This window comes from Agarivorans sp. QJM3NY_33, assembly GCF_050870865.2.
GTDB lineage: Bacteria > Pseudomonadota > Gammaproteobacteria > Enterobacterales > Celerinatantimonadaceae > Agarivorans.
Genome location: NZ_CP194039.2, coordinates 2,393,040 through 2,418,260 on the forward strand (window position 1 = coordinate 2,393,040; position 25,221 = coordinate 2,418,260).

The following is a 25,221-nucleotide window of genomic DNA, read 5'->3' on the forward strand; positions in this document are numbered from 1 at the left end:
TAATCCAGATGAATTCTCAAAAAATGCTGTATTTATGAGCAATCTACACTTCGTTTCATCTAATTGTGCTCAGTGCTTTGTGATATAGATGAATTGATATGACTTACGATATAGCGCTTAGTCATGATGCTGCTTCAAGGGTCAATTTATGAACGCTATTGCCGCGAAATAGTGCACCACCTAAAATTCAAACTGTTCGCTGGTATGAGCAGAGGGAAGGGCGTTTAATATATGATAAATCACTGATACAAAGCGATTAGTCTAATGACTAATCGACGCTTACCACCTATAATTGCGGCAAAAATTTTAGGTCAATTCAATGCAAAATCAAAATCATCATGTTGTCGTTATCGGGATATCGGGGGCGTCTGCATCCGGTAAAAGCCTATTTTCTAAAACGATAGTAAGTGATATTCGTAATGAACTCGGTGATAGTTGTATTGCAGTTATCAATGAAGACAGTTATTACAATGATCAGAGCCATATTCCAAGGGAAAAGCGTAAACTGACCAATTATGACCACCCTAAATCGATGGATCACGCCTTATTAGCAACACATTTACAAGCGCTTAAACAGGGGCAAACCATCGAGCGCCCGCAATACAATTACACAGTCAACAATCGAATGAGCGAAACAAAAACGGTGTGGCCGACTAAGATTATTGTATTAGAAGGTATACTTTTGTTTACCGACCCAGCGATTCGAGAACAACTGGATATCAGTATTTTTGTCGATACACCTTTAGATATTTGCCTGGCTCGTCGTATTCAGCGAGACATTAAAGAGCGAGGTCGTACTCTCGATTCGGTATTGGCTCAGTATCACAACACGGTACGACCAATGTATTTGCAATTTATTGAACCGTCCAAGCAGTATGCCGATGTGATTGTGCCTCGTGGCGGTAAAAACCGAATCGCGATCGATATTATTAAAAGTAAAATACGTCATTTACTGGGATCTTGAGTGCTATTCACTTGTTTTACTAAACAAAGTACACGCAGTATCACAAAGTTTATTATTATCTAATTGTCATTTACATATTATTCAAGCGCTTTTATAAGTAGGGAAAGTTATGAAGAAGTTGCTATATGGCTTTATTGCTATCGTTGTGTTGCTGCTCGTTGTGGTAGTGATTGCTGTCTCTTTGGTTGATACCAACGATGTTAAACAGCTTATTGTAAGTAAGACCAAGGAGGCCACTGGCAGAGAGCTGGTGATTGATGGCGATTTATCTTGGCGTTTTTTCCCAAGTATTGGTTTTCAGTTAGGCTCGCTTCATTTATTAGATCATCCTAACTTTGGTCAAGGGGAAACATTGAGCATTGACGGTGCAGAAATGTCGGTCGCACTCATGCCCCTATTTAGTAAGACTATTGATTTGGGTGAGATTTCGCTTTCCGGTTTATCTTTTCGTTATCAAACCAATGCTGACGGCTCAAGCAATTTGGATGATTTGACCAAAACTGGCGACGCAGCATCTCAAACAGAGCCGTCGGTCAGTCAAGCTCCTAGCGAGCAAGTCGCAACGGAAGCAGCAAGTCCTTGGAATATCAGCTTATCGGGACTTGTGATTAAAGATGCCAACATTGAACTGATTGATTTAAAAACTAATAAGACACAAAAAGTAGGCCCAATTGACTTTAAGTTAGAGGGTTTAGAACTTGGTAAAGACAATCGTTTTGAATTGACCAGCCAATACAGCGACGGAGAGTTAAGTTTAATACAGCAAGCTCACGGCATTTTGTTTGTCACTAAAGATTTTTCAAGTTTGTCAGTGAAAGACTTAGACAATAACCTTGAAATAAATGGTGATGCGATTCCGAATGGTAAAATGAATATTCAGTCTAACCTGAACTTGGAATACTTGGTTTCACAGAAAATAGCCGAACTATCTTCATTGAACGTCGATATTGATGGTAAGACTCAACTTAGCGGTAGCAGTCGTTTACAGCTTAGCGATGCCATACCAAGTTTGAGCTTTAACCTGATGATCCCATTACTAGATACTTCTGCGTTCATTAGTCCTAGCCAAGACGCTCAACAAACTGATGCGGTTAAAACTTCGCCTGAGCAGACTTCTGGCACTGAACAGGAACCTGATCTGAGTGCGCTTAAAACAATTAATCTCGACGGGCGTTTGACCATTACGAAGCTGCAGCACCAAAAATTACATTTGGAAAATATTAAGCAGCACTTAGTCATTAAAAGTGGCGTGTTAAGCCTTAAGCAGTTAAGCGCAGATCTTTATGGCGGCAAACTGGATAGCAGCGCGCTTGTGAATGGCAATGAGAAGCAAGCGAGTTATTCAATGTCGGCTAAATTGTCTGGAGTGAAAGCTCAGCCTTTGTTAAGTGATGCTGCTAACTTTGAGTTTGTTGCTGGAAAATTAGATGTCGACCTTAACCTAAAAGGTAAGGGGCTGACTTCGATGGCGGTCAAGCAGCGGATTAGTGGACCGATTAATGCGACTTTTAGTGACGGTGCAATTTATGGCATTAATATTCCACAAATGATCCGAGCTGCAACGGTATCCTTAAAAGGGGGTGATAAGCAACAAGCTCAACAAGAGCAAAAAACTGATTTTAGTGAACTGGTTATTCATACCAAACTCGGTCAGTCATTGGCTTCGGTTACTAAGGCTCAAATGGTATCCCCCTTATTAAGGGTTGATGGCAAAGGGAAAACTCATTTAGTTAACGAAAGCTTAGATTTTAGTTTTATTACCAAGGTTGTTGCCAGTTTAGAGGGACAGGGGGCTTCTAATGATTTAGCAGGTTTAGATATTCCTTTGAAAATCAGTGGATCTTGGACGCAACCAAAAGTGCAGTTAGATATGAAGAAATTACTTGAAGGCCAAGCGAAGGAAGCACTGAATAAAGAGTTGAATAAAGCCTTAGGTGGAAAAGAAGGTAATAAAAAATTATTGGATAGTTTAGGTAGCTTCTTTAAATAGAGGCATACATTATTACCAATGGAATAGAACTTTTATAATGGTCTGATGGTGCGAGTAAAGGGAACTGAGTGGATAAATTAAATGGTGTCAAATCGATTCTTGTTGTTTGTATGGGCAATATTTGTCGCTCGACAACCGCAGAAGCGGTACTCAGAGAGAAATTTAAACAGCAAGCGTTGAAGGTTAAAGTTGATTCGGCTGGCACCACCGATTACCACCGTGGTGATAAGCCAGATCCTAGAGCGATGAGAGTTGCAGAGGAGAAAGGCTATAACTTTAAAGGGATCCGTTCGCGTAAGGTTGCTGATAAAGATTTTACGAAATTTGATTTGATTCTTGCATCGGATAAAAAAAATCTTAGTTACTTGCAACAACATTGCCCTAGTCATTATAGCCACAAGTTAGCGCTGTTGTTGCCCTCTGGTGGTCTGGATATCGAAGAAGTACCAGACCCATATTACGGCAGCGTACAAGGGTTTAAACAAGTTTTGGGACTAATAGAGCAAGCTAGCGATGGCCTCATTACCAGACTAAAACTTTAAAGACCAACGAATCTATAAAAATAGATGTATTAAAAAAGGCCAGCATATGCTGGCCTTTTTGTTATACCGTTTAAAACTATTTATTCGGCTTCGTCATTGGGCTTTGTGACGAACTGGTTGAACTGCTGCTTGATATGCGTCGCGTCCCAGTTTTAATCGGCTTACGAACATAAGGTTTTTTCACTTCTTCCTGCACAGGGGCTGACCTTACTACCGGAGCTGCAGGTTTTGCCATAGCAGCAGAAGCGCTGCCCTTGGTGTCGACAGGGCTAGGCTTTAGTTTCCCGCGATTACTACGTTTCGCTTTAACAATCGCTTTTGCCGGTGCTTCGGCTTTCACTGTTTCCACAGGCGCTTCAGCTTTCGCTGTGTCTGCAGGTGCTTCAGCTTTCACTGTTTCCACAGGTGCTTCTGCTTTCGCTGTTTCTGCAGGTGCTTCAGCTTCCGCTGTTTCTGCAGGTGCTTCAGCTTTCGCTGCTGCTGCAGGTGCTTCGGCTTTCGCTGTTTCTGCAGGTGCTTCGGCTTTCGCTGTTTCTGCAGGTGCTTCAGCTTTCGCTGCTGCTGCAGGTGCTTCAGCTTTCACTGTTGCCACAGGCGCTTCAGCTTTCGCTGTTTCCACAGGCGCTTCAGCTTTCGCTGTTTCCACAGGTGCTTCAGCTTTCGCTGTTGCCACAGGCGCTTCAGCTTTCGCTGTTTCCACAGGCGCTTCAGCTTTCGCTGTTTCTGCTGGTGCTTCGGCTTTCGCTGTTTCTGCAGGTGCTTCAGCTTTCGCTGTTTCTGCAGGTGCTTCGGCTTTCGCTGTTTCCACAGGTGCTTCAGCTTTAGCTGTTTCTGCAGGTGCTTCAGCTTTAGCTGTTTCTGCAGGTGCTTCAGCTTTCGCTGCTGCTACAGGTGCTTCAGCTTTCGCTGTTTCTACAGGTGCTTCAGCTTTCGCTGTTTCTGCAGGTGCTTCAGCTTTCGCTGTTTCTGCAGGTGCTTCGGCTTTCGCTGTGTCTGCAGGTGCTTCTGCTTCTGGGTAACGTGAATCGACGGCTTCTGCGTTAGTTTCCGCTTTTGGTAAGTCATTAAAGCGTTTACGCCCAGCATTGCTTGAAGAACGACGACGGCGTTTAGGTTTAACTACTTCTGCTTGTTCAGTCTCAGTTGCGTTTAGCGTATTTTCAAGTGAAGTTGATTCTGCCGCTTTAGCTTTTGCCTTTGCTTTTGGTGTAATCTCTTGACTAACCTTTTCTGCAACCGATGCGCTTTGGCTGAGTTCTTCGGATACTTCAGTTGTCATACGCACTTTTTTACGCAAATTACGACGTTCTCTACGTTCTTTTACGCGTTGCTCTTTTGGTGCAGCCGCTTCTTTTGGCGCTTTAGATACTTGCGATTTTTCTGCAACGGCAGTATTCGAAGTGTTTACGCTTGCTTTTGCTTCATCGTTTAGTGCGTTGTTGCGTCCACCTTTATTATTCCGCGGTTCTTTACGGCGACGGTTGTTGCTGCTGTTTTCGCCGCGGCTGCGCTCTGTTCGCTCTTGGGTTTTGCCATTGCGCTTATCATTTCTAGGATTATTGCGTCGAGGATTACGCTTGTCCTTCTCATTCGACTGACTGCGTGGCGCTGGTTTAGCAGCCGGTGCTTCTTCGGTTTTAAATAGGCCAGAAATAAAAGCAACGATACGGGCGCCCAGAGAAGGTCCGCTGGTTTGTTGGACTTCAGCTTTAGGGCTCTTAGCTAAAGGCTTAGGCGCTGCAGTCGGGGCAGGGGCCGCTGGAGCAGAAAAGCCTTGTAAAACGGGTTGTTCTGCCTCAGTTTTTTCCTTGGCTACTTGATTTGGTTGATATACCGGAGATGGATTTTCAGCGGTCAATTGATAACTGGTTTCTTGAGTCTCTTCGCCACTACGAACCCGAGTCACATCATAATGTGGTGTTTCCATGTGCTGATTTGGGATAATAATCAAGCGAACATCATGACGTTTTTCTAGTTTGTTAATCGCGACCCGTTTCTCATTCAATAAATAAGCGGCGACTGGCACTGGTACTTGAGCGTGTACTTCAGAGGTGTTTTCTTTTAACGCTTCTTCTTCAAATAAACGGAGGATCGAAAGCGCCAAAGATTCATTATCTCGAATAGTACCTTGACCACTACAACGAGGACAAATGTGGGTGCTAGATTCCCCCAAAGAAGGGCGTAAGCGTTGTCGAGACATTTCCAATAAACCAAAGCGAGAAATTCGACCAATTTGCACTCGCGCACGATCTTGACGGATGGCGTCACGGAAGCGATTTTCGACTTCTCGCTGATTTCTAACAGGTGTCATATCGATGAAGTCGATAACCACCAAGCCACCAAGGTCACGCAAACGAAGTTGACGAGCTATTTCATCTGCAGCTTCTAAGTTGGTTTGTAAGGCTGTTTCTTCAATATCTCCGCCTTTTGTCGCTCGGGCCGAGTTAATATCAATAGAAGTTAAGGCTTCGGTCGGGTCAATTACAATGGAACCGCCAGAAGGAAGGCGAACTTCACGCTGAAATGCAGACTCAATTTGTGATTCGATCTGATAATGATTGAACATTGGTACTTCGCCTTCGTAGCGTTTCACGCGATTAACGAAGTCGGGGCGAACCAAGTCGATATGTTTTTTCGCTTGTTCAAAGATAGTTTTGTTATCAATTAAGATCTCACCAACATCGCGACGAAGGTAATCACGAATAGCCCGAACAATCACGTTACTTTCTTGGTGAATTAAAAATGGGGCTTGTTTTGACTTGGATGCATCAATAATTGCACCCCAATGATTAAGTAGAACTTTTAGGTCCCACTGTAATTCTTCAGCTGACTTACCAACACCCGCAGTACGAACGATTAAGCCCATACCTTTAGGTAGCTCTAATCCGTTCATCGATTCTTTTAATTGGGTTCGCTCATCACCTTCGATACGACGAGAGATGCCTCCGGCACGCGGATTATTTGGCATTAAAACCAGATAGCTACCCGCCAAACTTATAAAAGTGGTCAAGGCCGCGCCTTTGTTGCCACGTTCTTCTTTATCGATTTGAACGATGACCTCTTGGCCTTCCTTGATCACTTCCTTAATACTGGGGCGGCCTTGATAAACATAGCCTTCGGGGAAGTATTCTTTAGCTATTTCCTTCATGGGAAGGAAGCCATGACGTTCTGCGCCATAGTCAACAAATGCAGCTTCTAAACTAGGCTCTACGCGAGTAATTTTACCTTTGTAGATATTCGCTTTTTTCTGTTCGTGACCAGGACTTTCTATGTCTAAGTCGTATAGCCGCTGGCCATCGACCAATGCAACGCGCATCTCTTCTAGCTGCATTGCATTAATTAACATTCTTTTCATTTATATTGCCTTGGGGTTTGTTTGATTAAAACAACCTCACAAGCAGCAATTAACCTGCCTTAAATGGCCAGACCCTGTGTTTTTTGTTAGAGCGATTAGGTAACCTCTCGGTTAGCTACTCTAATCCTTAGGGCGCATTTTGGCGCTTTTATAAATAATAAGTGCCGCAAAAAAGTCTTGCAGAACTGAAAAATCTATTCTATATAGCGTTGATTTAAGGCAAGTATTTTTGATTGCCTATCAGGTTGCTATGAAAATTCTTACTATCAAGCTTTGCGTTTTTTACAAAAAATAACAGCTTGAAGTTGGTGCCAAATTAGGAAAATGTTTAAAAACGGGCACTTTAAGCCTGTTAAATATAGCAAAGCTATATTTTTCCATCAAATTATTTATGAACATGTTACACTTTTTGCTATGAATACCGAAAATAAAGCGGTTCAGATGGTCATGGTAAGTGACGACGAGGCTGGACAAAGAATAGATAACTTCCTCCTAAAGCGGCTAAAAGGGGTTCCTAAAAGTCGTATTTACCGTATTTTACGCAAAGGAGAGGTTAGGGTTAACAAAAAGCGGGTAAAGCCCGAATATAAGTTACTAACTGAAGACTTGGTCAGGATCCCGCCGATTAGGGTCGCGGAGCCGAATAGTTTACCTTCAAATAAACTTAATCAAGTGACTCAACTCGAACAACAAATTATCTATGAAGATGATTATTTGTTAGTTTTGAATAAACCCTCTGGGATGGCAGTACACGGTGGCAGCGGATTAAGTTTTGGTGTGATTGAAGCACTGCGCTCATTGCGCCAAGATTGCCGCTATCTGGAATTGGTGCATCGCATCGACCGTGATACATCGGGATTACTGGTTGTCGCGAAGAAACGTAGCGCGTTGCGAGAAATGCATCGACAGTTAAGAGAGAAGCTTGTTCAGAAGGACTATCTCACTTTAGTTCATGGTCAGTGGCCTAAAGGAACGAAATCGGTAGACGCGCCATTGCGAAAGAATGCCTTGGCTTCTGGCGAACGTGTTGTGGTGGTTGACCCAATGGAAGGGAAACAATCTCTTACTCGCTACAAAATAGAACGACGTTACACCGATATGACCTTGATGAAAGCCAGCCCGGTCACCGGACGAACTCATCAAATCCGTGTACATAGCCAATATGCAGGGCATAGTATTGCTGGTGACGATAAGTATACTGATAAGAAACTCATCGCCGAAGTTGCCGATATCGGCTTACATCGTCTATTTCTGCATGCTTGGCAGATCCGCTTTGAACATCCAGGCACTCAACAGCAAATGCAGTTGACTGCGCCATTAGATCCTGAGTTACAAGCGGTTTGCGATTGTTTAAAGCCGATTTAGGTGAAGTGAGGGAGGTGAGCCTCCCTTTGGCTTTTGCCTGCCATCTATTGCTAAACCAGCAATGTGAAGCCCTGAGCCTCGAGTAAAGCACATAGCTTAATTAACGGTAACCCGATTAAGCTATTTGGATCATCTCCGCGTAGGTGTTTGAACAATACAATACCCGAACCTTCGCTTTTAAAGCTGCCCGCACAATTATAAGGTTGTTCAAGCTGAAGATATCGTTCGATGAGCTCAACGCTTAAATCTCTGAATTTAACTTCAAAGGGTTCAACCAAGCTATTCATTTGTTTATTTTCACTATTATATAAAGCCATGCCGGTATAAAAGGTAATTGTTTGACCGCTGGCTTCAGTGAGTTGCTTAATTGCAGTTTGGTGATCCCCTGGTTTGCCGACAATCTTGTGGTTAATACAGCAAACTTGGTCGGAGCCTATAATCAAATGTTGCTGAAATCGAGACTCACCAGCTATCGCTTTTTGTTCAGCTAGGCGCTTAACCAAGTGCTCGGCTGTTTCATTTGCGAATGGCGTCTCATCTATATCGGGATTGAAAGTGCTAAACTCAGGAACGATTTTCTGAAGTAACTGTTTTCTGAACGGAGAGCTAGAGGCAAGAACTAGGCGATTTTTCATCGTTTTTTAACCAAAAATGAGAGAACGATGATTTTAAACACAATCTTCAGCAATGGCGATGCTTTAAAGCCATGAAAAAAGCAGAATTTGTTTTGACTATCGCTAACTGTAACTATATTATGCGCGCCTTATGCAGAAAGTGAAATTACCAGTAGAGATTGACCCGTTTAGGGCGGCTAAGCGAAAGTTAGACTATCAAGGTACTCTTGAGGTTAAGCGTTTGCCCCGTCTAAGCGAAGCAAGCTTGAAAGTGAATAGTGATGTAGACGTCTGGTTACGCTTTGAAACTGACCCTCTTGGGTTGGTTGTCGTTCAAGGCAGAGCGTTAACTGAGGTGGAGTTGGAATGCCAACGTTGTGGTGAAGCGTTTAGTTACGCCATTGATGTTGAGTTTACCTATTCGCCAGTCTGCGATGAATCGCAAGTGGAAGCGTTAACTGAAGATTACGAACCACTACAACTTAATGACGATAACTACTTTGTTGTGCAAGAGTTGATCGAAGACGAGCTATTATTGGCGTTACCGATTATTCCTAGACATTCATTAAGCGATTGTTTAGTGAAAGAAAGCGAACAAGTATTTGGCGAGATTGAGGAAGTAGAGGAAGAATCGAAACCGAATCCATTTGCAGTGTTAGAAAGTTTAAAAAAGAAAGACTAGGAGACTGGGTCAATGGCTGTTCAGAAAAGTAAAGTTACACGTTCAAGACGTGGCATGCGCCGTTCACACGACGCAATTGAAAACAATGTTGCATTAACAACTGACGCAACTTCAGGTGAACTTCACCGTCGTCACCATGTTACTGCTGACGGTTTCTACCGCGGTAACAAGGTAATCAACAAGTAAATTTTTGCATTTTGCAAAAAATTACAATTGCAGTTGATGCAATGGGGGGCGATGTTGGCCCCCATGTTACAGTGCCTGCCGTTGCGCAGGCACTTAACTATTACCCTCATCTTAATATTATCTTAACTGGCGACAAGCAGGTGGTTGAGACTTTGCTCGTTAGCCACAAAATCAATCTTCACCCTCGATTCAATTTTATTCATACCTCACAGGTAGTGAGTGCGAATGATAAACCGTTAATCGCACTTCGTTCCCGTCGACATTCATCGATGCGCCTTGCCTTAGACCTAGTTCATCAGCGCCAAGCTGATGCTTGCATCAGTGCCGGTAATACAGGTGCTTTAATGGCGATGGCCAAGGTTGTGCTAAAGCTGCTTCCGGGGATCGAACGCCCTGCATTGGTCAGTCATTTACCCGAGGAAAATGGGCGAGGCAGTTTATTATTGGATTTGGGTGCGAATTCGAGTTGTGACTCCGATGTTTTAATGCAATTTGCCCTAATGGGTTCTGCTTTGGCCGAGAGTGTCTGGGGAATGACTCGTCCACGGGTTGCATTACTAAATATTGGTGAGGAACAAATTAAGGGTAACGATGTCGTAAAACAAACGGCCCAACTTCTTGAAAACTTAAACGCAATAAATTATATCGGCTTTGTCGAAGGTAATCAGTTATTTAGTGGTAAGGCTGACGTGATCGTGTGCGATGGTTTTGTTGGTAATGTTGCACTAAAAACAGCGGAAGGTGTCTCTCAGCTGATACTGTCAAAATTAAAAAACCAATTTGATGTAAATTGGTTTGCGCGTTTTGTACTCAAACTATTTCTTCCGAGTTTTAAAACTCAGTTAAAACAACTGAACCCCGACCAGTATAATGGCGCCAGTCTGTTAGGATTGCGCGGTATTGTGATTAAAAGTCATGGTCATGCCGATGAACAAGCATTTCTTCAAGCTATTCATCAAGCGGTTGCCGAAATACAGCAACAAGTTCCTAGCCGTATTACCGACAAACTTGAATCATTATTAATTGATAAGCATTAAATCATTTATGTACTCAAAAATTTTATCTACCGGTAGTTACCTACCAATTAACGTGAGAACCAACTCTGATCTTGAGCGCATGGTAGAGACGAGCGATCAGTGGATCACTGATCGTACAGGGATTAAAGAGCGTCGAATTGCGGGTAACGATGAGTCTGTTGCAGACATGGGATTTTATGCAGCACAGTTGGCAATTGAGCGTGCAGCTATTGACAAAAGCGACATTGGCTTAATCATCCTTGCCACGACTTCAAGCGAAAATGCATTTCCTGCTGCGGCCTGTGAAGTGCAAGCTAAATTGGAGTTACCCGGGGTTCCGGCTTTTGATATCGCCGCAGCTTGCGCAGGTTTTACCTATGCACTGAGTGTTGCGGACCAATATATTAAGAGTGGTCTTGTTAAAACCGCGTTAGTCATCGGCGCAGACAAGTTGTCTCATATGTGTGATCCCGATGATCGTTCCACCATTATTCTATTCGGCGATGGTGCTGGCGCAGTTCTATTGGGAGCAAGCGAAGAACCCGGAATTTTGTCTACTCATATTCATGCTGATGGTCGATTTGGTGAATTGCTTAAATTACCTCATCCACGCCGTGGTATGTCAGGCTCTACCATGGAATCATATATGAGCATGAGTGGTAATGAAGTATTTAAAGTTGCCGTGACTCGCCTCAGTGAAATTGTGACCGATACATTGCAGGCAAACGGAGTCGAAAAATCAGCATTAGATTGGTTAGTTCCTCACCAAGCTAACTTTAGAATTATTAAAGCCACAGCCAAAAAGCTCGCTATGCCGATAGAGAAAGTTGTGTTGACTTTGGACCGACATGGTAATACTTCGGCGGCATCAGTGCCGATTGCTTTAGATGAAGCGGTAACCGATGGTCGCATTCAACGCGGGCACCTTGTATTATTAGAGGCCTTTGGTGGCGGTTTTGCATGGGGCAGTGCCCTAGTTAGATTTTAACAATTAGGATAGAAGATGAATAATTTAGCATTCGTATTTCCAGGCCAAGGTTCACAAAGTGTGGGCATGTTGGCTGAATTGGCGAACGAGTATTCTGTGGTAGCGGATACCTTAAAACAAGCATCTGAAGTTCTAGGCTATGATTTAGCCGAACTTATTGCGAATGGGCCTGTCGAAGATTTGAATGTCACCAGTCGTACTCAACCTGCATTATTAGCCACATCAGTCGCCCTATGGCGACTTTGGCAGGAACTTGGTGGCACAATGCCAAGCTTATTAGCTGGACACAGCTTAGGCGAGTATTCAGCCTTAACTTGCGCCGGTGTATTAGATTTTGCTGATGCACTGAAGTTGGTTGAATACCGTGGCCAGTTGATGCAACAAGCTGTTCCTGCTGGGGTTGGTGCCATGTCTGCAATCATTGGTTTAGGTAATCAAGACATTATTGATGCTTGCGAGAAAGCTGCGCAAGACCAAGTGGTGACAGCTGTTAATTTTAATTCTCCGGGTCAAGTGGTTATCGCCGGGCACAAAGAAGCAGTCGAGCGAGCCAACGTATTATGTAAAGAAGCGGGTGCAAAAAGAGCCTTGCCGTTGCCGGTAAGCGTACCGTCTCACTGCGCGTTAATGCAGCCTGCAGCCGATGAATTAGCAGGCTATATTGAAGGGATTCAATTCTCTGAGCCCAAATTCGACGTGATTAATAACGTTGATGTTGCCATTGAGAAAGATGCCAAAGCGATTAAATTAGCGTTAATTAAGCAGCTTTATAGCCCAGTACGTTGGACTGAAACCATCGAAGCCATGGCAGCCAAAGGCATTGAAACTGTATATGAGTGTGGTCCGGGCAAAGTATTGACAGGATTGGTAAAACGAATTCATAAACCATTGGTAGCAGCGACTATTAATGATTTGACATCGATTAAGTCTGCATTAGATAAGTAACGAGGAATATTGATGACTTTACAAGGTAAAGTAGCACTAGTAACGGGAGCCAGTCGTGGAATTGGTCGCGCAATCGCCGAAACGTTGGTTGCCAAAGGCGCTATCGTTATTGGTACCGCAACATCGCAGAAAGGGGCGGAGTCAATCGGTGACTACCTCGGAGAGCATGGTACAGGGCTCGCCTTGGATGTAACCTCCAGCGAATCTATTCAGCAGTTGTTTATCGATATTAAAGAAAAATATGGCGATATCGATATTTTGATCAATAATGCTGGGATTACTCGCGATAACCTGTTGATGCGAATGAAAGATGACGAGTGGGAAGACATAATCAATACTAATCTCAGCTCTATCTTTCGTTTAAGTAAAGCGGTATTACGCTCGATGATGAAAAAACGCCATGGGCGTATTATCAGCATCGGCTCCGTGGTTGGCACGATGGGTAATGCGGGTCAGGCAAATTATGCGGCTGCGAAAGCCGGTGTACTTGGTTTCACCCGTTCTTTAGCGCGCGAAGTTGCCTCTAGAGGGATCACCGTAAATGCGATTGCTCCTGGTTTTATTGAAACAGATATGACTCGGGCACTTGACGAGAATCAACGTGGTGCTATCTTGTCGCAAGTGCCTATGGGCCGTTTAGGTGATGCTGAAGAGATTGCAAAGACGGTTGCATTTTTGGCCAGCGACGATGCTGCTTATATTACCGGTGAAACCATTCATGTGAACGGCGGAATGTACATGGTTTAAGCAATGGCTTAAAAAAAACGCAAAAAATTGATAGATCGCAAGTTTTTCATAAAAATAACTACGAAAAATGTGGTTAGACCACTACGGTTAGGCTTGCAAAGTATCTCGGTTTGAATACACTATCGCAACAACGCAGAAGCGTATTACTAAGGAAAAATATTGTCATGAGTGCAATTGAAGAACGTGTTAAAAAAATCATCATTGAGCAACTTGGTGTAAGTGAAGACGAAGTTAAAAACGAAGCGTCTTTTGTTGATGACCTAGGTGCTGATTCTTTAGATACAGTAGAATTGGTTATGGCTTTGGAAGAAGAATTTGATACTGAGATTCCTGATGAAGAAGCTGAAAAAATAACTACTGTACAAGCTGCAATTGATTACGTTCTAAATAATCAAGATTAGTTAAAAAGTGGGCGACATAGGTCGCCCATTTTGCATCCCCCTAAGATAAGTAAATCCCCCCTTGGAGGCATTTCAGTGACTAAGCGTAGAGTCGTTGTTACTGGTATTGGTGCGTTATCACCAGTAGGTAATACCGCTGAATTAACTTGGCAGGCACTCAAAGCAGGCCAAAGTGGTATTGGGCCAATTGAGCATTTCGATATATCCGCATTTCCCACCCGTTTTGCTGGTCTCGTTAAAGACTTCAATGTAGAACAGTTCATGAGTAAGAAAGATGCTCGTAAAATGGACGCGTTTATTCAATATGGTGTCGCTGCTGGCATCATGGCTTTCGAAGATTCGGGTATTGAAGTCTCCGAAGAAAACGCTGACCGGATTGGTGTATCAATTGGTTCGGGCATTGGCGGATTAGGCTTAATTGAGCAAAATCACGAACATTATTTAAAAAATGGACCGCGTAAAATTAGTCCGTTTTTTGTTCCATCAACCATTATCAATATGGTAGCTGGGCATCTTTCTATTATGAAAGGCCTTAAAGGACCGAACATTGCGGTTACGACAGCCTGTACCACAGGCGCTCATGCTATTGGTTTGGCTGCCAGAATGATCGCCTATGGCGATGCTGATACGATGGTGGCTGGCGGTGCTGAAAAAGCATCAACTCATTTAGGTATGGGCGGTTTTGGTGCTGCCAAAGCGCTATCCACTCGCAACGATGATCCATCAAAGGCGAGTCGGCCTTGGGATCAGGATCGCGATGGTTTTGTATTAGGCGATGGCGCTGGCGTGATTGTGCTTGAAGAATATGAAGCGGCAAAAGCTCGTGGCGCTAAGATTTATGCAGAGCTCGTTGGTTTTGGGATGAGTGGTGACGCTTACCATATGACATCTCCACCAGCTGACGGTGATGGTGCTGCACGTTCGATGGCAGCAGCGATTAAAGATGCCGGCATTGATGCTGCGGATATTGATTACATTAATGCCCACGGTACCTCGACTCCGGCAGGTGATATCGCAGAAACTCAAGCGGTGAAAACGGTATTTGGTGAACATGCTAAAACTGTATTGGTTAGCTCTACTAAATCGATGACCGGTCATCTATTAGGTGCCGCAGGCGCTGTTGAAGCGATTATTTCTGTATTAGCAATCCGTGATCAAATCGCTCCGCCAACCATCAACTTGGAAAACCCAAGTGAAGGTTGTGATTTAGATTATGTGGTTGGTCAAGCACGCGAAGCTAAAATCGATTACGCTTTATCCAATTCTTTTGGTTTTGGTGGCACCAACGGTTCGTTAGTATTTAAGAAAGTTGACGATTAAACTCACTTCGATACTATGAAAAATTGAAAGCCTGATGTTCATATCAGGCTTTTTTATGTTTAGGGGCATCGCAATTGAAAGTGGTTAACGTTAATAGTCATGATCGTGGTTTAAACTATGGAGATGGTTTTTTCACCACGGTGTTAATTGCTCAAGGCAAACCTGTGCTATGGGATTACCATTGCCAGAGACTGGTAGCCGCGCAACAACAATTGGGATTTCCACAACTTGATTTAGATAGTCTGTACATAGAACTATTAAGTCGAATTGAGCATCCACATGCGGTTGCAAAAATATTGATCTCCCGAGGTGTCGGTGGGCGAGGGTATGCAATTCCAGACAAAGTTGAGCCGACGCTGCTTATTTCGATGTCTGCTTACCCCGAGCATTATACATGTTGGCAACAAGATGGCTTAAGTTTAGGGGTGGCCGGCCAACGCTTGGCAGCTGGCTGTAGCTTTTCTTCCATAAAGACGCTCAATCGTTTAGAACAAGTGATGTTGCGCAAGGAAGCGGATCAATCTAAGTTTGATGATTTGATTTGTTTGGATATTTTTGATCACTTGATTGAATGTGTGTCTTCTAACTTATTCTGGTTAAAAGGAAATACGCTATATAGTCCTGATCTCAAGACGGCTGGTGTCGCAGGGATCCAGCGTCGGTTTCTGATGGACCACTGTCATCATTCGCCTTACAAATGGCAGGTAGGCCAATTTCAACTTGATGAACTCGTAGCAGCAGATGAAATTTTTATTAGCAATGCCGTCCTCCAGTTTGCACCTATAAAACAGTTCAATGAGCGAGTATTCACAGAGCATCATGCTTGTCGTTGGTTTCAACAGTTGGTAATTCGTTTTGCGTAAATTTTTTATTAGCGTCATGCTGTTAGCCATGTTGGTAAGCATTGGCTTTATAAGTTTCAAACATTTTCTGGAACAACAATGGAACCAAGAGAAGAGCAGCCAAGTGGCATTGCTTGCTGTTGAGCCAGGCGATAATTTTTATAAGATGGTTAACTTGGCATTTACTGATGCCGAGCAAGACAATTGGTGGTTAAGGTTTTGGATTAAGCTCAATCCACAATTTGGGAAGATAAAAGTTGGTCACTACCAACTGGCTAAACACCTTAGCTATGCGACGCTTAGTCAGTTGTTAACGAGCGGTAATGTGGTGCAGCTGAAAGTAAGTTTGATTGAAGGGGAAACCTTTAAACAATTTTGGCAAAAGTTAAACCAAGCCGAAGGCATCAAATCGAGTTCGAAAACTGAGCAAGAACTAGCCTCTTGGTTGGGCAGTGAACGGAGCAAGTTAGAAGGTTTGTTGTTACCGGAAACCTATTTTTACGTCCACGGTACTTCTGCGGAAGAAATTGTTAAACGAGCTTATTTAGCTTTAGACAAAACACTGCTTGCTCATTGGCAGCTACGGGATAAACATTTACCTTTAGCCAAGCCCTATGACGCGCTTATTTTAGCCTCTATTATTGAAAAGGAAACGGGCGCAAAATTCGAGCGTCCGCGAATTGCATCGGTATTTATTAACCGTCTAAATAAAGGCATGCGTTTACAAACCGATCCTACGGTTATTTATGGCATGGGGGACCGTTACGATGGTAATATTCGTCGTAAAGATCTACGTGAGGCTACCGAATATAATACTTATGTAATTAAAGCCTTACCGCCCACACCGATAGCGATGGCGAGTGAAGACGCTATCGCTGCAGCCTTAAACCCTGAACACACCCAATATTTATATTTTGTCGCGAAGGGTCGTGGTGAACATTATTTTTCAAAATCGCTAGCAGAGCACAATCGTGCTGTACGTAAATACATTTTAAAGAAGTAGATGATGACTCCTGGAAAATTTATTGTAATAGAAGGCTTGGAAGGCGCAGGTAAAAGCAGCGCAGTTAGCGCGATTAAAACGGTCCTGAATCACCGTGATATCCCATTTATTAGCACCCGAGAGCCCGGTGGAACGCCAATTGCTGAAGCCCTACGAGACATTGTGAAGCAGGGGATGGCAAACGAACATGTATGTGATAGTACGGAATTGTTGCTGATGTATGCCGCGCGCGCGCAATTGGTAGAAACGCTGATCCGTCCCGCTTTAGCGAACGGTACCTGGGTTATCGGTGATCGCCATGACTTAAGTTCACTCGCCTATCAAGGTGGCGGGCGAGAGCTGGGAATGGCCAAGCTAAAAGCGATTAAGCAGATTGCAATTGGTGATTTTGAACCTGATCTCACCTTGTACTTAGATATTGAGCCGAGTTTAGGCTTGAGTCGAGCCCGCCAGCGCGGGGAGCTCGATCGTATCGAGCAGCAAGATTTGAGCTTCTTTGAACGTACTCGAGAAGTTTATCTACAGCAAGTTGCAGAAAAAGAGAGCATCATGCTTATCGATGCCAGCCAAAACATGGAGCAAGTCGCCGCGTCCATTACGGCGATACTTATCCAATATGTAGATAATATCTAAGCGAGAGTCATTTATGAGTTTGCCCTGGTTAGGCCCAATTTGGAAGCAGTTAGCTTCACAGCTACAACAACAGCACTTTCCTCAATCCATACTATTAAGAGGAGAGAAAGGCCTGGGCAAGCAGCAAATGGCACAATTTCTTGCGAAAACACTGTTATGTACTGAACAGACTCACCAAGCTTGTAATGCTTGTCATAGCTGTCAGGTATTTGAGGCGAATAATCATGGTGGCTTGTATCAGGTGAATCAAGACAAGCCAAAACTTGATGATGTTCGAGCGCTTAGCGCTTGGGCGGGCCAAACTAGTCACCTCGGGCCACATAAGGTTGCTATTATTCACGATATTAGCTCACTCAACGATGCTTCTAATAATGCCTTATTGAAAACACTTGAAGAACCTGTTGATGGCACCTTTTTCATACTCATTAACCACTTACCGTTTAAAGCGATGCCAACCATTCGCAGTCGTTGCCAATCATTTAACCTTCCAACTCCACCTCTTGAGTTAGTCAAAACTTGGCTGGTGAAACAAAAAATAAGACTGGATGAAAATTTTCTGCTGATACACCGTTTTTGTAATGGTGCGCCGTTAATCATGGCTGAGTTTTATCGCCAGCAATCACTGAAAGATTTACAGCTGTTTTTAACGCAGTACCAGCAGATGGTTCATGGTCAAACACATAAACTCGGCGATATAATACAAAAACAACCGGCACAACTATCATGGTTAGGCCATACGCTGGCTTTAAGCAGCAGTATTCGTGGAGGATTACTTAATCAAGCATTGTTCCCACAATTACCAGTCAAGCAGTTATCAGCTTCAACCTTAAACAAAGCCTATCAAGATTGGTTATTGTTGGTGAAACAGCTAGAATCATTTCCAAGTTTAAATCTTGGCCAGCAGCTCTACCCATTATTCAATCGATTTAAGGAACCCGTTTCGTGTTAGTTGACTCTCATTGCCACTTAGACCGATTAGATTACCCAGGCAAACATAACAATGTCGCCGATGCTTTAAGTAAAGCGAAACAAGCGGGGGTCGATTATTGTTTGGCGGTTGCTATTTCGCCGGATAAGTTTCCGGCGATGATGGAAAAAGTCGAACAATTCGATAATGTATTTGCCTCTTGTGGTATGCATCCATTGTATGTTCAAGAGCAAGCCTTCGATAAAGCTTTACTCGCTCAATATCTTCAGCAAGCTAAAGTGGTTGCTGTGGGTGAAACTGGCTTAGACTATTTTTATGCAAAAGAACATAAAGAGTTACAGCAGACTGTATTTATTGAGCAGATCCAATTAGCGGTTGAATACAACAAACCTTTAATTGTGCATACTCGTGATGCTCGAGACGATACCCTACGTTTATTGGCTGAGCATCGGGCAGAGCAATGTGGCGGTGTATTACACTGTTTTACCGAAAGTTTAGAGATGGCTCTCGCGGCCATCGAAATGGGTTTTTATATATCAGCGTCTGGCATTATTAGTTTTAATTCAGCAAAAGAATTACAAAAGACCTTTAAGCAGATCCCCCTCGAACGTATTCTCGTTGAAACGGATAGTCCTTACTTAGCGCCGATCCCACATCGCGGTGAAGAGAACCAACCAGCCTATACCCGGGTGGTAGCGGAGTGTTTAGCGAATATCAAAGGCATCAGTTTTGAGCAAGTCGCAGAACAGACCAGTCATAATTTCTTTGAGTTATTTAGTTTAGCTAAACCTTAAAAAGACATCTCCACTCTAATCCTTGAGTGGAGAGTAGGGGAAGGGCTCTTTAAAGAGCCTTGCGCTAATAATCATTTAATTCCAATCTAACTAATTATCTGTTCATTTTTGTTGGCCCAAATCACCGCTAACGGGGTTATGTATCTTGTAGTTAGAGTCACTAGTGACTTCACTTCATGCCTCGTTATCGGCAAATTTATTGTGCGCAATAAGTTACTCATATGATGAATCAGATTGGTATAAGTCTAGCTGTCAACACTGACTTTGCAAACTCAATATAGGCCTTTGTCTTTGACCAATTCTCGCGGGTAAGCATTCTTAATTTTGTTGCGGATCCACTTTCCTAAACCAATCACTTGGTCTTTATAAATTAAGGCTACTTCACCACGATTACTATTTGGGTAGGCGATATCTTTTCCCTGATAAAAGTGATGTGCTTGCTGTTCATCAAGTGTGACCGTATTTTTCCCGATCAAAGCGCCTAAGCTGGTGATCGCATCATGGCTGGTTCGAAAACCTTGCTTGAATGATTCGGCAAGCTTTAGACCTACTCGTTCAAAACGCATTTCATCCTTTATGGCTAAAAACGTATCGGGGATTAACCAATAGCTGTCGCCCTTTATAAATACGCTATAGAATTCTGGCAGACTTAAAGCAAAACCATCCATAAAGTGCTGTTTAATTGCTTGGCATTGTTTGGTATTGGCTTTATGGTAAGTAAAACCCTTAATATTTTTTTGAATTTTCTCTGCTGACAATCCATGCATTGTTTTACGCAGGGCTGCAACAAAGAAGCCTTCACTATCGAAATATTGCGGCCATATATGCAAGTAACCTTCCTCGGTTAAGGCTCGCTCAGCACCGGGAAATAAATCAGCAAGTTGAAGTGGGGCTAACTGCTTCGGATATTCAGACATCAAGCGGGAGATAACTTGTTGGTTTTCTTGTCGATTGAGGGTGCAGGTGGAATATACCAATAAGCCTTCAGGCTTCAAAGCAAACAGTGCACTTTCCAAGAGCTTAAATTGTAAGGCGGAGATCTCGCTCAGGTGCTGTTCACTCCAGTTTTCTAAGGCTAAGGGATCTTTTCTTAAGGTGCCTTCACCAGAGCATGGTGCATCCAATAAAATGGCATCAAATTTTTCAGGCATCCACTGGCCAAATACTTCCGCGCTAAAGTGAGTGATAGCAGCGTTATTTACACCACAGCGTAATAAGTTTGCACTAAGCACTTTAATTCGACTAGCTGAAAACTCATTGGCAATGATGACGCCACAACCGTTGAGCTGAGCGGCAATTTGAGTGGTTTTTGACCCTGGGGCGGCGGCGGCATCCAAAATGAGGCTGTCGTCTTGTCCTTGGTAAAAATTAAACAAAGCACTCACTGGCAACATCGAGCTTGCTTCTTGGATATAAAATAGCCCGGCCATATGTTCAGCAGTATTACCTAAAGAAACACTGTCTTCTGCACGATCGATCCAAAAGCCTTGTTCACACCAAGGAATAGGCTGCAATTGCCAATCAAGTTGGTCTGCAAGGCTGATAAATGCCGAGACCGATATTTTTAAAGTATTGACTCGAATACTCTTGCGCAAAGGTTGTTGGCATATGTCTTTAAAGCTTGCCAAACTCAAATCGTTAGGTAGATCTTGTTCAATACGCGAAATGAACTGGCTGGGAAAGCTAATCGTTTTCGACAAAATAAATAGATTTCAGTTAAGGTTGAATTGATGGGCTCCATTGTAGCCATTTTTCATCATAAGTGGACTGCAATTCAAACTTATCTTCGTTTGCGGCTGCTTTCGCTAAGGGCAGTTTATCTGGAGTTGCAAAAGCAATCCCCCCACTGAGTAGTGTTTCCATTGAATCCACTCGAATGTCGGCGCCACTTAAACCCAGTTTCACATCGATACCGGATGCATTCCAAAAAAGGCTATTGGCTCTCACTAAGTGACGATATTTAGAGTTTATCTTCAGTCTAGCCATGATTTTTGAACCATCAAGGCTTAACTTAGCTGCATCGACTTTACCCACCTGGTATTGCTTATATAACACTGGGCTACCAACTTTCAAAGAACCAAAGTGGCTAGCACTAAGCCACACAATCAAGGCCTTACGATCGGTATTGGGTTGCTGTTTATGTAAACTAAATTCTAGCCTAGGCTGACCTTTGCCAGGTAAGGCACTGATAAAGTCACCTTTTACTAGCGTGTCTAAGTTTTTAACAGAAGAAAGGCTGAGCTGTGCACTCTCTTGCCAATAGAGGCTACCAGTTCGAGCAAAATTACGATAATAAGGATAATCAAGTTCAGCTGTTGCGGTTAATCCGCTGAGCGAATCGTCAAAGCTTAAATCGACGATTCTTCCAATTTGCTGGCCTTGGTATTTTATTGGCATATGCCGGCGTAAACCTTGAGCATCTTGACTATGCAGCTTGATGGTCAGTTGTCGTTTGATCGCAGATTGCTTATCTTTGTGGACTATTCTCTGGGTTTCTTTGGCTAATTGCTCAAACTGGTCAACACTTATTCCGCCAATCATTAGGCTTTTGAGCGATTCACTATTCACTGATAGCCCATCAAGGCTGGCTTGAATTTCGATGCCTGATGCGTGCCAAAAACGGCTGTGGTTGGTGATAAGGTGTCTATATTGCCCTTCAATGATAAGATCAATTTGTAACTCGCCATTCGCGGCCAATTGATAATGGCTCACTTTTCCTATCGGTAATTTGTGGTATAGAACCGGCGAGCCTTCTCCAAGTGAGCCCAATTCTTCAGTCATTAAACGTAACTTAAGCGCCGGTTGCGATTTCTCTTTAGAAAGTTTCGCAGCTTGTTGGTTTGGGTAGAGAGTGAATTGTTTTTGGGTCGAAGCGGTGGTGCTTGTTCCCGGCATTAAGACAATCGGCGTGTTTAAAAAACCACTTAAGCCACTACTTTCCACACTAATACCATTGATGTCAGCTCGCAAAGCTAAGGGACTCTGTAGGTAGAAACGACTATTTTTTGAAACCAGTGATACATAATCAGGCTCAATAAAGGCATCTATCTCAAAATGACGCTTAACTAAACGTATATTACTTAATTGACCAATGCTCAGGCCTTGATAGATAACAGGACTACCAATGTTAAGATCGCGCACGTTATCGCTTAGTAAGCGTAACGACTTACTGCCTAAAGGTGGTTTTACGGTTTGCGATAATCGAAAGCTATTTTGTAATTCTTGAGGGGAGGGGTCGCTATAGACTTCAATTTGTTTTGCACCGATCAAAGCATCAATATTTTTGAACCCCTTAAGACTGATGTTCGGTTTAATTAGTACCAGTTGTGTGCTCTGGTTAAACAGCCCTTCGTACTTGGGTTCAACTAGAGCTTTGGCCACAAAATCATCTTGGCTACTGTTAGTATTTATCTCAGTAATGAAACCGACGACAGCGCCGCGATAGAGCAATTTACTACGTTGCGCAATCAGGCCATATTGTTTTGCCATGGTAATTTCAATGACTTTGCCGCGATGGGCCTCTTGCAAGTTATTAAAAAGTTTAAATTGGTGACCCTTGACTGCGACAGGAGAATCCGGGGGGCTATCAAAACTGATCCCGCCCGTAATAACACTGGCTAAACCTTCACTGCTAATTTGCATCCCGTCCAGAGAGATATCGGCTTTAAAACCACTTACATTCCAAAAGTGCGAATTAGTCTTCACTAAATGTGCAAATTGCGGCTTAATCAAGATGTCAAATTCAACTTGTAGGTCATTTTTAAGCTGAAATCGCTGTACATCCCCAACCTTGATCTTTTTATAGTAGATACCGGAGCCGATATTTAAAGAACCTAAATCAGCGGCACTTAGTTTTAAGTTTAAACCTTCCCCACGCACTATATTGGGAGGCTCATTTAGCGCGACAAACTGATCGGCAAGTTCTCCAGTTCCTGGATTTAGTTCGATGTAGTTTCCGGATACTAAGGCATCTAAACCGCTAATTTCGGTGATTGATGCTTTTGGACGAACTAACCAGAACTGGGCATCGCTAGTAAGAAGACTTTCTGCTTCGCGTTTGATTTCAACTTTTACCACCACGCCCTGAAGTTTAGGACCCAGTTTGACTGACTTAACCACACCGATATCGAGCCCTTGGTAAAATACTTGGGTTTGACCTGTTGTGATGCCTTGGGCGCTTTCGAAAACAATATCAATTTTTATCCCCGCTTCTGACCAGGCCTTAAATAGTAACCATCCGCCGAGTAATACAGCCAAAATGGGTAGCAGCCAAATGGGAGAAATAATTCGCTCTTTTTTATACTCTGCGGTACTAATTTTATTCAATTTCTTTATCCCAAATGAGTCTGGTATCGAAAGACTTCGCAGCAAATAAGGTCAATAGCACCACTGCACCAAAGGCAGTTGCCCCTGCACCCGCTTCCACGCCAACCAAATTATTACGCTCAAATACCGCGATCATAATCGACAATACAAATAAATCTAACATTGACCACTTACCTATAATGTCGATGATCCGATAAATAACAATACGTTGCTTGTTAGTTAAGTTAAAACGGAAATGTAAGCTTAATAATATGACCGCTAAGCCGATGAGTTTCATGACCGGAACAACAATACTGGCGACAAAAACCACAATGGCAATTCCGACCATGTCATCTTTAATCAATGAAGCGACTCCCGACATAATGGTTTCGTATTGCGGAGCCCCCCGAGTAGTCAGCACCGTAATCGGTAATAAATTCGCAGGGAATAGACCGATGGTAGCGGTGATAACGAAAGCCCAACAGCGCTGTAAACTATTCGGTAATCGACTATGCACTGGCATATGACAACGTGGACAAGTCGCCTGTTCAACTGGCATCGTTAATTCGCAATGCCTGCATAACTTTAAACCGAGTTGTTTAGCTGATGTGAACATAACGATCCCAATAATCAGCCGCTCGATAGCGTTGAACCAAATAAGTGGACAAAAACAAGGTGGTACAAATACACCATAGCCCGTAACCTAGGTGGATATCTGCAAAATCAACCAGTTTAACTAAGGCCACTAAAAAGCTGACGATATACACTTCGATCATGCTCCAATCAATTAAGTCGTCTTGAAAGTGCAGCGCGGTAGCCAAACCGGGCGATTTCCAAGCGATTGCGAGGCTAAAAGACGTGTAAGAAATTAAACTAAAAAGTAAGATTGGCGCAATAAAACTGGCAAGAAAAACACAAAAGCCGACTAAATAATGCCCATGCTCCAGCAATAATACCGTGCCACGCAGTATGTTTGCTGAGTTAGGGATCCCTAATACTGTGAAGCTGAGTAGCGGGTAGGTATTGGCGAGAATAACCATGACTAAACAGGCTAAAGAAAGCGCTAGTTGACTTGAAAAACGAAGCGAAGAACCACGAAATAACACCTGGTCACAGCGGGGACAAGTGGTCACTTGGCCAGCCTTACATTGTTGCTGCTTTTCGAGCAACAAGTCACAGCTAGGGCAAATGGACAGCTTTGATATTTCTAAAGAATTCATAGTTATGTATATTAGCTCAACTAAGCTACAGAATACTGCATAATTTTTCTCTCTAGTAGTTTTGTGATTGATGATGCATAATAACCTGTACATAAAAACAGTAGATGGAGGCAGCCGTGGCTGTAATTATTAAATATGTCGTCGAACGTAACGGTGTAGAAAAAATGACTTTTAGCTCAAAAAAACAAGCCGACAGTTACGACAAGATGTTAGATGTCGCCGATCAGCTTACTTTATTAGTGAAACATGCCGATCCTAAAATGAGTGAGGCGCAAGCTGAAAACTTAGGTTACTTCTTGTCTTTGCAACGTAATGCGGTGCAACAGTTATTAAAAGGCCAAGAGTTTTCGGAATCAATGATTGAAGCAGAAGAGGAATAGC

At 43.1% G+C, this 25,221-nt stretch carries 24 protein-coding genes; 18 read left to right on the forward strand and 6 right to left on the reverse strand.

The window, feature by feature from the left end:
* The first annotated feature begins 319 nt into the window (after positions 1–319).
* The 3 genes from udk to ACRRSY_RS10750 all read left to right on the forward strand — a co-directional run bounded on the left by udk (position 320) and on the right by ACRRSY_RS10750 (position 3,496).
* Positions 320–964, forward strand: coding sequence for a uridine kinase (gene udk, locus ACRRSY_RS10740; protein ID WP_432453029.1), 645 nt, complete (start codon positions 320–322; stop codon positions 962–964).
* A 109-nt stretch (positions 965–1,073) separates the two neighbouring features.
* The gene (locus ACRRSY_RS10745; RefSeq protein WP_432463153.1) at positions 1,074–2,954 is read left to right on the forward strand and encodes an AsmA family protein; all 1,881 of its coding nucleotides are present in this window, start codon (positions 1,074–1,076) and stop codon (positions 2,952–2,954) included.
* A 110-nt stretch (positions 2,955–3,064) separates the two neighbouring features.
* Positions 3,065–3,496, forward strand: coding sequence for a low molecular weight protein-tyrosine-phosphatase (locus ACRRSY_RS10750; protein WP_432456178.1), 432 nt, complete (start codon positions 3,065–3,067; stop codon positions 3,494–3,496).
* Positions 3,497–3,572: 76 nt separating this feature from the next.
* Here ACRRSY_RS10750 and rne read toward each other — a convergent pair whose 3' ends face one another.
* Complete coding sequence (gene rne / locus ACRRSY_RS10755; RefSeq protein ID WP_432463154.1) at positions 3,573–6,851, reverse strand: ribonuclease E; 3,279 nt, start codon at positions 6,849–6,851, stop codon at positions 3,573–3,575.
* 414 nt (positions 6,852–7,265) lie between these two features.
* Here rne and rluC point away from each other — a divergent pair, with 414 nt between their 5' ends.
* Positions 7,266–8,216 carry a 23S rRNA pseudouridine(955/2504/2580) synthase RluC gene (rluC, locus tag ACRRSY_RS10760; protein ID WP_432463155.1) on the forward strand — a complete coding sequence of 317 codons (951 nt, stop codon included), beginning with the start codon at positions 7,266–7,268 and terminating at the stop codon, positions 8,214–8,216.
* 50 nt (positions 8,217–8,266) lie between these two features.
* Here rluC and ACRRSY_RS10765 read toward each other — a convergent pair whose 3' ends face one another.
* Positions 8,267–8,851, reverse strand: a complete 585-nt coding sequence (locus tag ACRRSY_RS10765) for a Maf family protein (RefSeq protein WP_432459439.1) — start codon at positions 8,849–8,851, stop codon at positions 8,267–8,269.
* Positions 8,852–8,981: 130 nt separating this feature from the next.
* Between ACRRSY_RS10765 and yceD the strand changes: the two genes are divergently transcribed.
* The 13 genes from yceD (at position 8,982) to ACRRSY_RS10830 (ending at position 19,315) form a co-directional block, all read left to right on the forward strand.
* Positions 8,982–9,512, forward strand: a complete 531-nt coding sequence (gene yceD / locus ACRRSY_RS10770; RefSeq protein WP_432453034.1) for a 23S rRNA accumulation protein YceD — start codon at positions 8,982–8,984, stop codon at positions 9,510–9,512.
* Between the two features lie 12 nt (positions 9,513–9,524).
* Complete coding sequence (gene rpmF, locus ACRRSY_RS10775; RefSeq protein WP_432453035.1) at positions 9,525–9,698, forward strand: 50S ribosomal protein L32; 174 nt, start codon at positions 9,525–9,527, stop codon at positions 9,696–9,698.
* A gap of 11 nt (positions 9,699–9,709) precedes the next feature.
* The gene (gene plsX / locus ACRRSY_RS10780) at positions 9,710–10,735 is read left to right on the forward strand and encodes a phosphate acyltransferase PlsX (RefSeq protein ID WP_432453036.1); all 1,026 of its coding nucleotides are present in this window, start codon (positions 9,710–9,712) and stop codon (positions 10,733–10,735) included.
* Between the two features lie 7 nt (positions 10,736–10,742).
* Positions 10,743–11,702, forward strand: a complete 960-nt coding sequence (locus tag ACRRSY_RS10785) for a beta-ketoacyl-ACP synthase III (protein ID WP_432459438.1) — start codon at positions 10,743–10,745, stop codon at positions 11,700–11,702.
* A gap of 15 nt (positions 11,703–11,717) precedes the next feature.
* On the forward strand, positions 11,718–12,647 hold the full coding sequence (fabD, locus tag ACRRSY_RS10790; RefSeq protein ID WP_432459437.1) for an ACP S-malonyltransferase: 930 nt from the start codon (positions 11,718–11,720) through the stop codon (positions 12,645–12,647).
* A gap of 12 nt (positions 12,648–12,659) precedes the next feature.
* Entirely contained in the window at positions 12,660–13,394 is a 735-nt protein-coding gene (gene fabG / locus ACRRSY_RS10795) for a 3-oxoacyl-ACP reductase FabG (RefSeq protein WP_432459436.1), read from the forward strand.
* A 164-nt stretch (positions 13,395–13,558) separates the two neighbouring features.
* Entirely contained in the window at positions 13,559–13,795 is a 237-nt protein-coding gene (gene acpP / locus ACRRSY_RS10800; RefSeq protein ID WP_016403339.1) for an acyl carrier protein, read from the forward strand.
* Positions 13,796–13,870: 75 nt separating this feature from the next.
* Positions 13,871–15,115, forward strand: coding sequence for a beta-ketoacyl-ACP synthase II (fabF, locus tag ACRRSY_RS10805; protein ID WP_432453042.1), 1,245 nt, complete (start codon positions 13,871–13,873; stop codon positions 15,113–15,115).
* 80 nt (positions 15,116–15,195) lie between these two features.
* Entirely contained in the window at positions 15,196–15,978 is a 783-nt protein-coding gene (gene pabC, locus ACRRSY_RS10810) for an aminodeoxychorismate lyase (protein ID WP_432464715.1), read from the forward strand.
* Positions 15,971–16,960, forward strand: coding sequence for an endolytic transglycosylase MltG (gene mltG / locus ACRRSY_RS10815; RefSeq protein WP_432463156.1), 990 nt, complete (start codon positions 15,971–15,973; stop codon positions 16,958–16,960). The genes pabC and mltG overlap by 8 nt, the downstream gene beginning before the upstream one ends.
* A complete protein-coding gene (gene tmk, locus ACRRSY_RS10820; protein WP_432453044.1) occupies positions 16,961–17,593 on the forward strand; it encodes a dTMP kinase in 633 nt (210 codons plus the stop codon).
* Positions 17,594–17,606: 13 nt separating this feature from the next.
* Positions 17,607–18,542, forward strand: coding sequence for a DNA polymerase III subunit (locus tag ACRRSY_RS10825; RefSeq protein ID WP_432463157.1), 936 nt, complete (start codon positions 17,607–17,609; stop codon positions 18,540–18,542).
* Positions 18,536–19,315, forward strand: coding sequence for a TatD family hydrolase (locus ACRRSY_RS10830; protein ID WP_432453046.1), 780 nt, complete (start codon positions 18,536–18,538; stop codon positions 19,313–19,315). The genes ACRRSY_RS10825 and ACRRSY_RS10830 overlap by 7 nt, the downstream gene beginning before the upstream one ends.
* 272 nt (positions 19,316–19,587) lie before the next feature.
* On the opposite strand, the gene rsmF is transcribed toward ACRRSY_RS10830, so the two are convergent.
* Genes rsmF through ACRRSY_RS10850 form a run of 4 tightly spaced genes read right to left on the reverse strand, consistent with a single transcriptional unit; the run spans position 19,588 to position 24,753 of the window.
* Positions 19,588–21,015, reverse strand: a complete 1,428-nt coding sequence (gene rsmF / locus ACRRSY_RS10835) for a 16S rRNA (cytosine(1407)-C(5))-methyltransferase RsmF (protein WP_432463158.1) — start codon at positions 21,013–21,015, stop codon at positions 19,588–19,590.
* Positions 21,016–21,031: 16 nt separating this feature from the next.
* A complete protein-coding gene (locus tag ACRRSY_RS10840; protein WP_432463159.1) occupies positions 21,032–23,641 on the reverse strand; it encodes an MlaD family protein in 2,610 nt (869 codons plus the stop codon).
* On the reverse strand, positions 23,634–24,236 hold the full coding sequence (locus ACRRSY_RS10845) for a paraquat-inducible protein A (RefSeq protein ID WP_432453050.1): 603 nt from the start codon (positions 24,234–24,236) through the stop codon (positions 23,634–23,636). The genes ACRRSY_RS10840 and ACRRSY_RS10845 overlap by 8 nt, the downstream gene beginning before the upstream one ends.
* Positions 24,220–24,753, reverse strand: a complete 534-nt coding sequence (locus tag ACRRSY_RS10850) for a paraquat-inducible protein A (protein ID WP_432459428.1) — start codon at positions 24,751–24,753, stop codon at positions 24,220–24,222. The genes ACRRSY_RS10845 and ACRRSY_RS10850 overlap by 17 nt, the downstream gene beginning before the upstream one ends.
* A gap of 203 nt (positions 24,754–24,956) precedes the next feature.
* Here ACRRSY_RS10850 and ACRRSY_RS10855 point away from each other — a divergent pair, with 203 nt between their 5' ends.
* Positions 24,957–25,220 carry a YebG family protein gene (locus ACRRSY_RS10855; protein ID WP_432453053.1) on the forward strand — a complete coding sequence of 88 codons (264 nt, stop codon included), beginning with the start codon at positions 24,957–24,959 and terminating at the stop codon, positions 25,218–25,220.
* The last annotated feature ends 1 nt before the right edge of the window (position 25,221 follow it).

Excerpts from the sequence above, each read along its gene's own strand:
- ACRRSY_RS10745 (WP_432463153.1), top strand. The coding sequence starts at position 1,074 with ATGAAGAAGTTGCTATATGGCTTTATTGCTATCGTTGTGTTGCTGCTC.
- ACRRSY_RS10765 (WP_432459439.1), bottom strand. The coding sequence starts at position 8,851 with ATGAAAAATCGCCTAGTTCTTGCCTCTAGCTCTCCGTTCAGAAAACAG.
- ACRRSY_RS10785 (WP_432459438.1), top strand. The coding sequence starts at position 10,743 with ATGTACTCAAAAATTTTATCTACCGGTAGTTACCTACCAATTAACGTG.
- ACRRSY_RS10750 (WP_432456178.1), top strand. The coding sequence starts at position 3,065 with ATGGGCAATATTTGTCGCTCGACAACCGCAGAAGCGGTACTCAGAGAG.
- ACRRSY_RS10845 (WP_432453050.1), bottom strand. The coding sequence starts at position 24,236 with ATGTTCACATCAGCTAAACAACTCGGTTTAAAGTTATGCAGGCATTGC.
- acpP (WP_016403339.1), top strand. The coding sequence starts at position 13,559 with ATGAGTGCAATTGAAGAACGTGTTAAAAAAATCATCATTGAGCAACTT.
- fabG (WP_432459436.1), top strand. The coding sequence starts at position 12,660 with ATGACTTTACAAGGTAAAGTAGCACTAGTAACGGGAGCCAGTCGTGGA.
- udk (WP_432453029.1), top strand. The coding sequence starts at position 320 with ATGCAAAATCAAAATCATCATGTTGTCGTTATCGGGATATCGGGGGCG.
- tmk (WP_432453044.1), top strand. The coding sequence starts at position 16,961 with ATGATGACTCCTGGAAAATTTATTGTAATAGAAGGCTTGGAAGGCGCA.
- rpmF (WP_432453035.1), top strand. The coding sequence starts at position 9,525 with ATGGCTGTTCAGAAAAGTAAAGTTACACGTTCAAGACGTGGCATGCGC.
- rne (WP_432463154.1), bottom strand. The coding sequence starts at position 6,851 with ATGAAAAGAATGTTAATTAATGCAATGCAGCTAGAAGAGATGCGCGTT.
- yceD (WP_432453034.1), top strand. The coding sequence starts at position 8,982 with ATGCAGAAAGTGAAATTACCAGTAGAGATTGACCCGTTTAGGGCGGCT.
- rluC (WP_432463155.1), top strand. The coding sequence starts at position 7,266 with ATGAATACCGAAAATAAAGCGGTTCAGATGGTCATGGTAAGTGACGAC.
- fabD (WP_432459437.1), top strand. The coding sequence starts at position 11,718 with ATGAATAATTTAGCATTCGTATTTCCAGGCCAAGGTTCACAAAGTGTG.
- ACRRSY_RS10825 (WP_432463157.1), top strand. The coding sequence starts at position 17,607 with ATGAGTTTGCCCTGGTTAGGCCCAATTTGGAAGCAGTTAGCTTCACAG.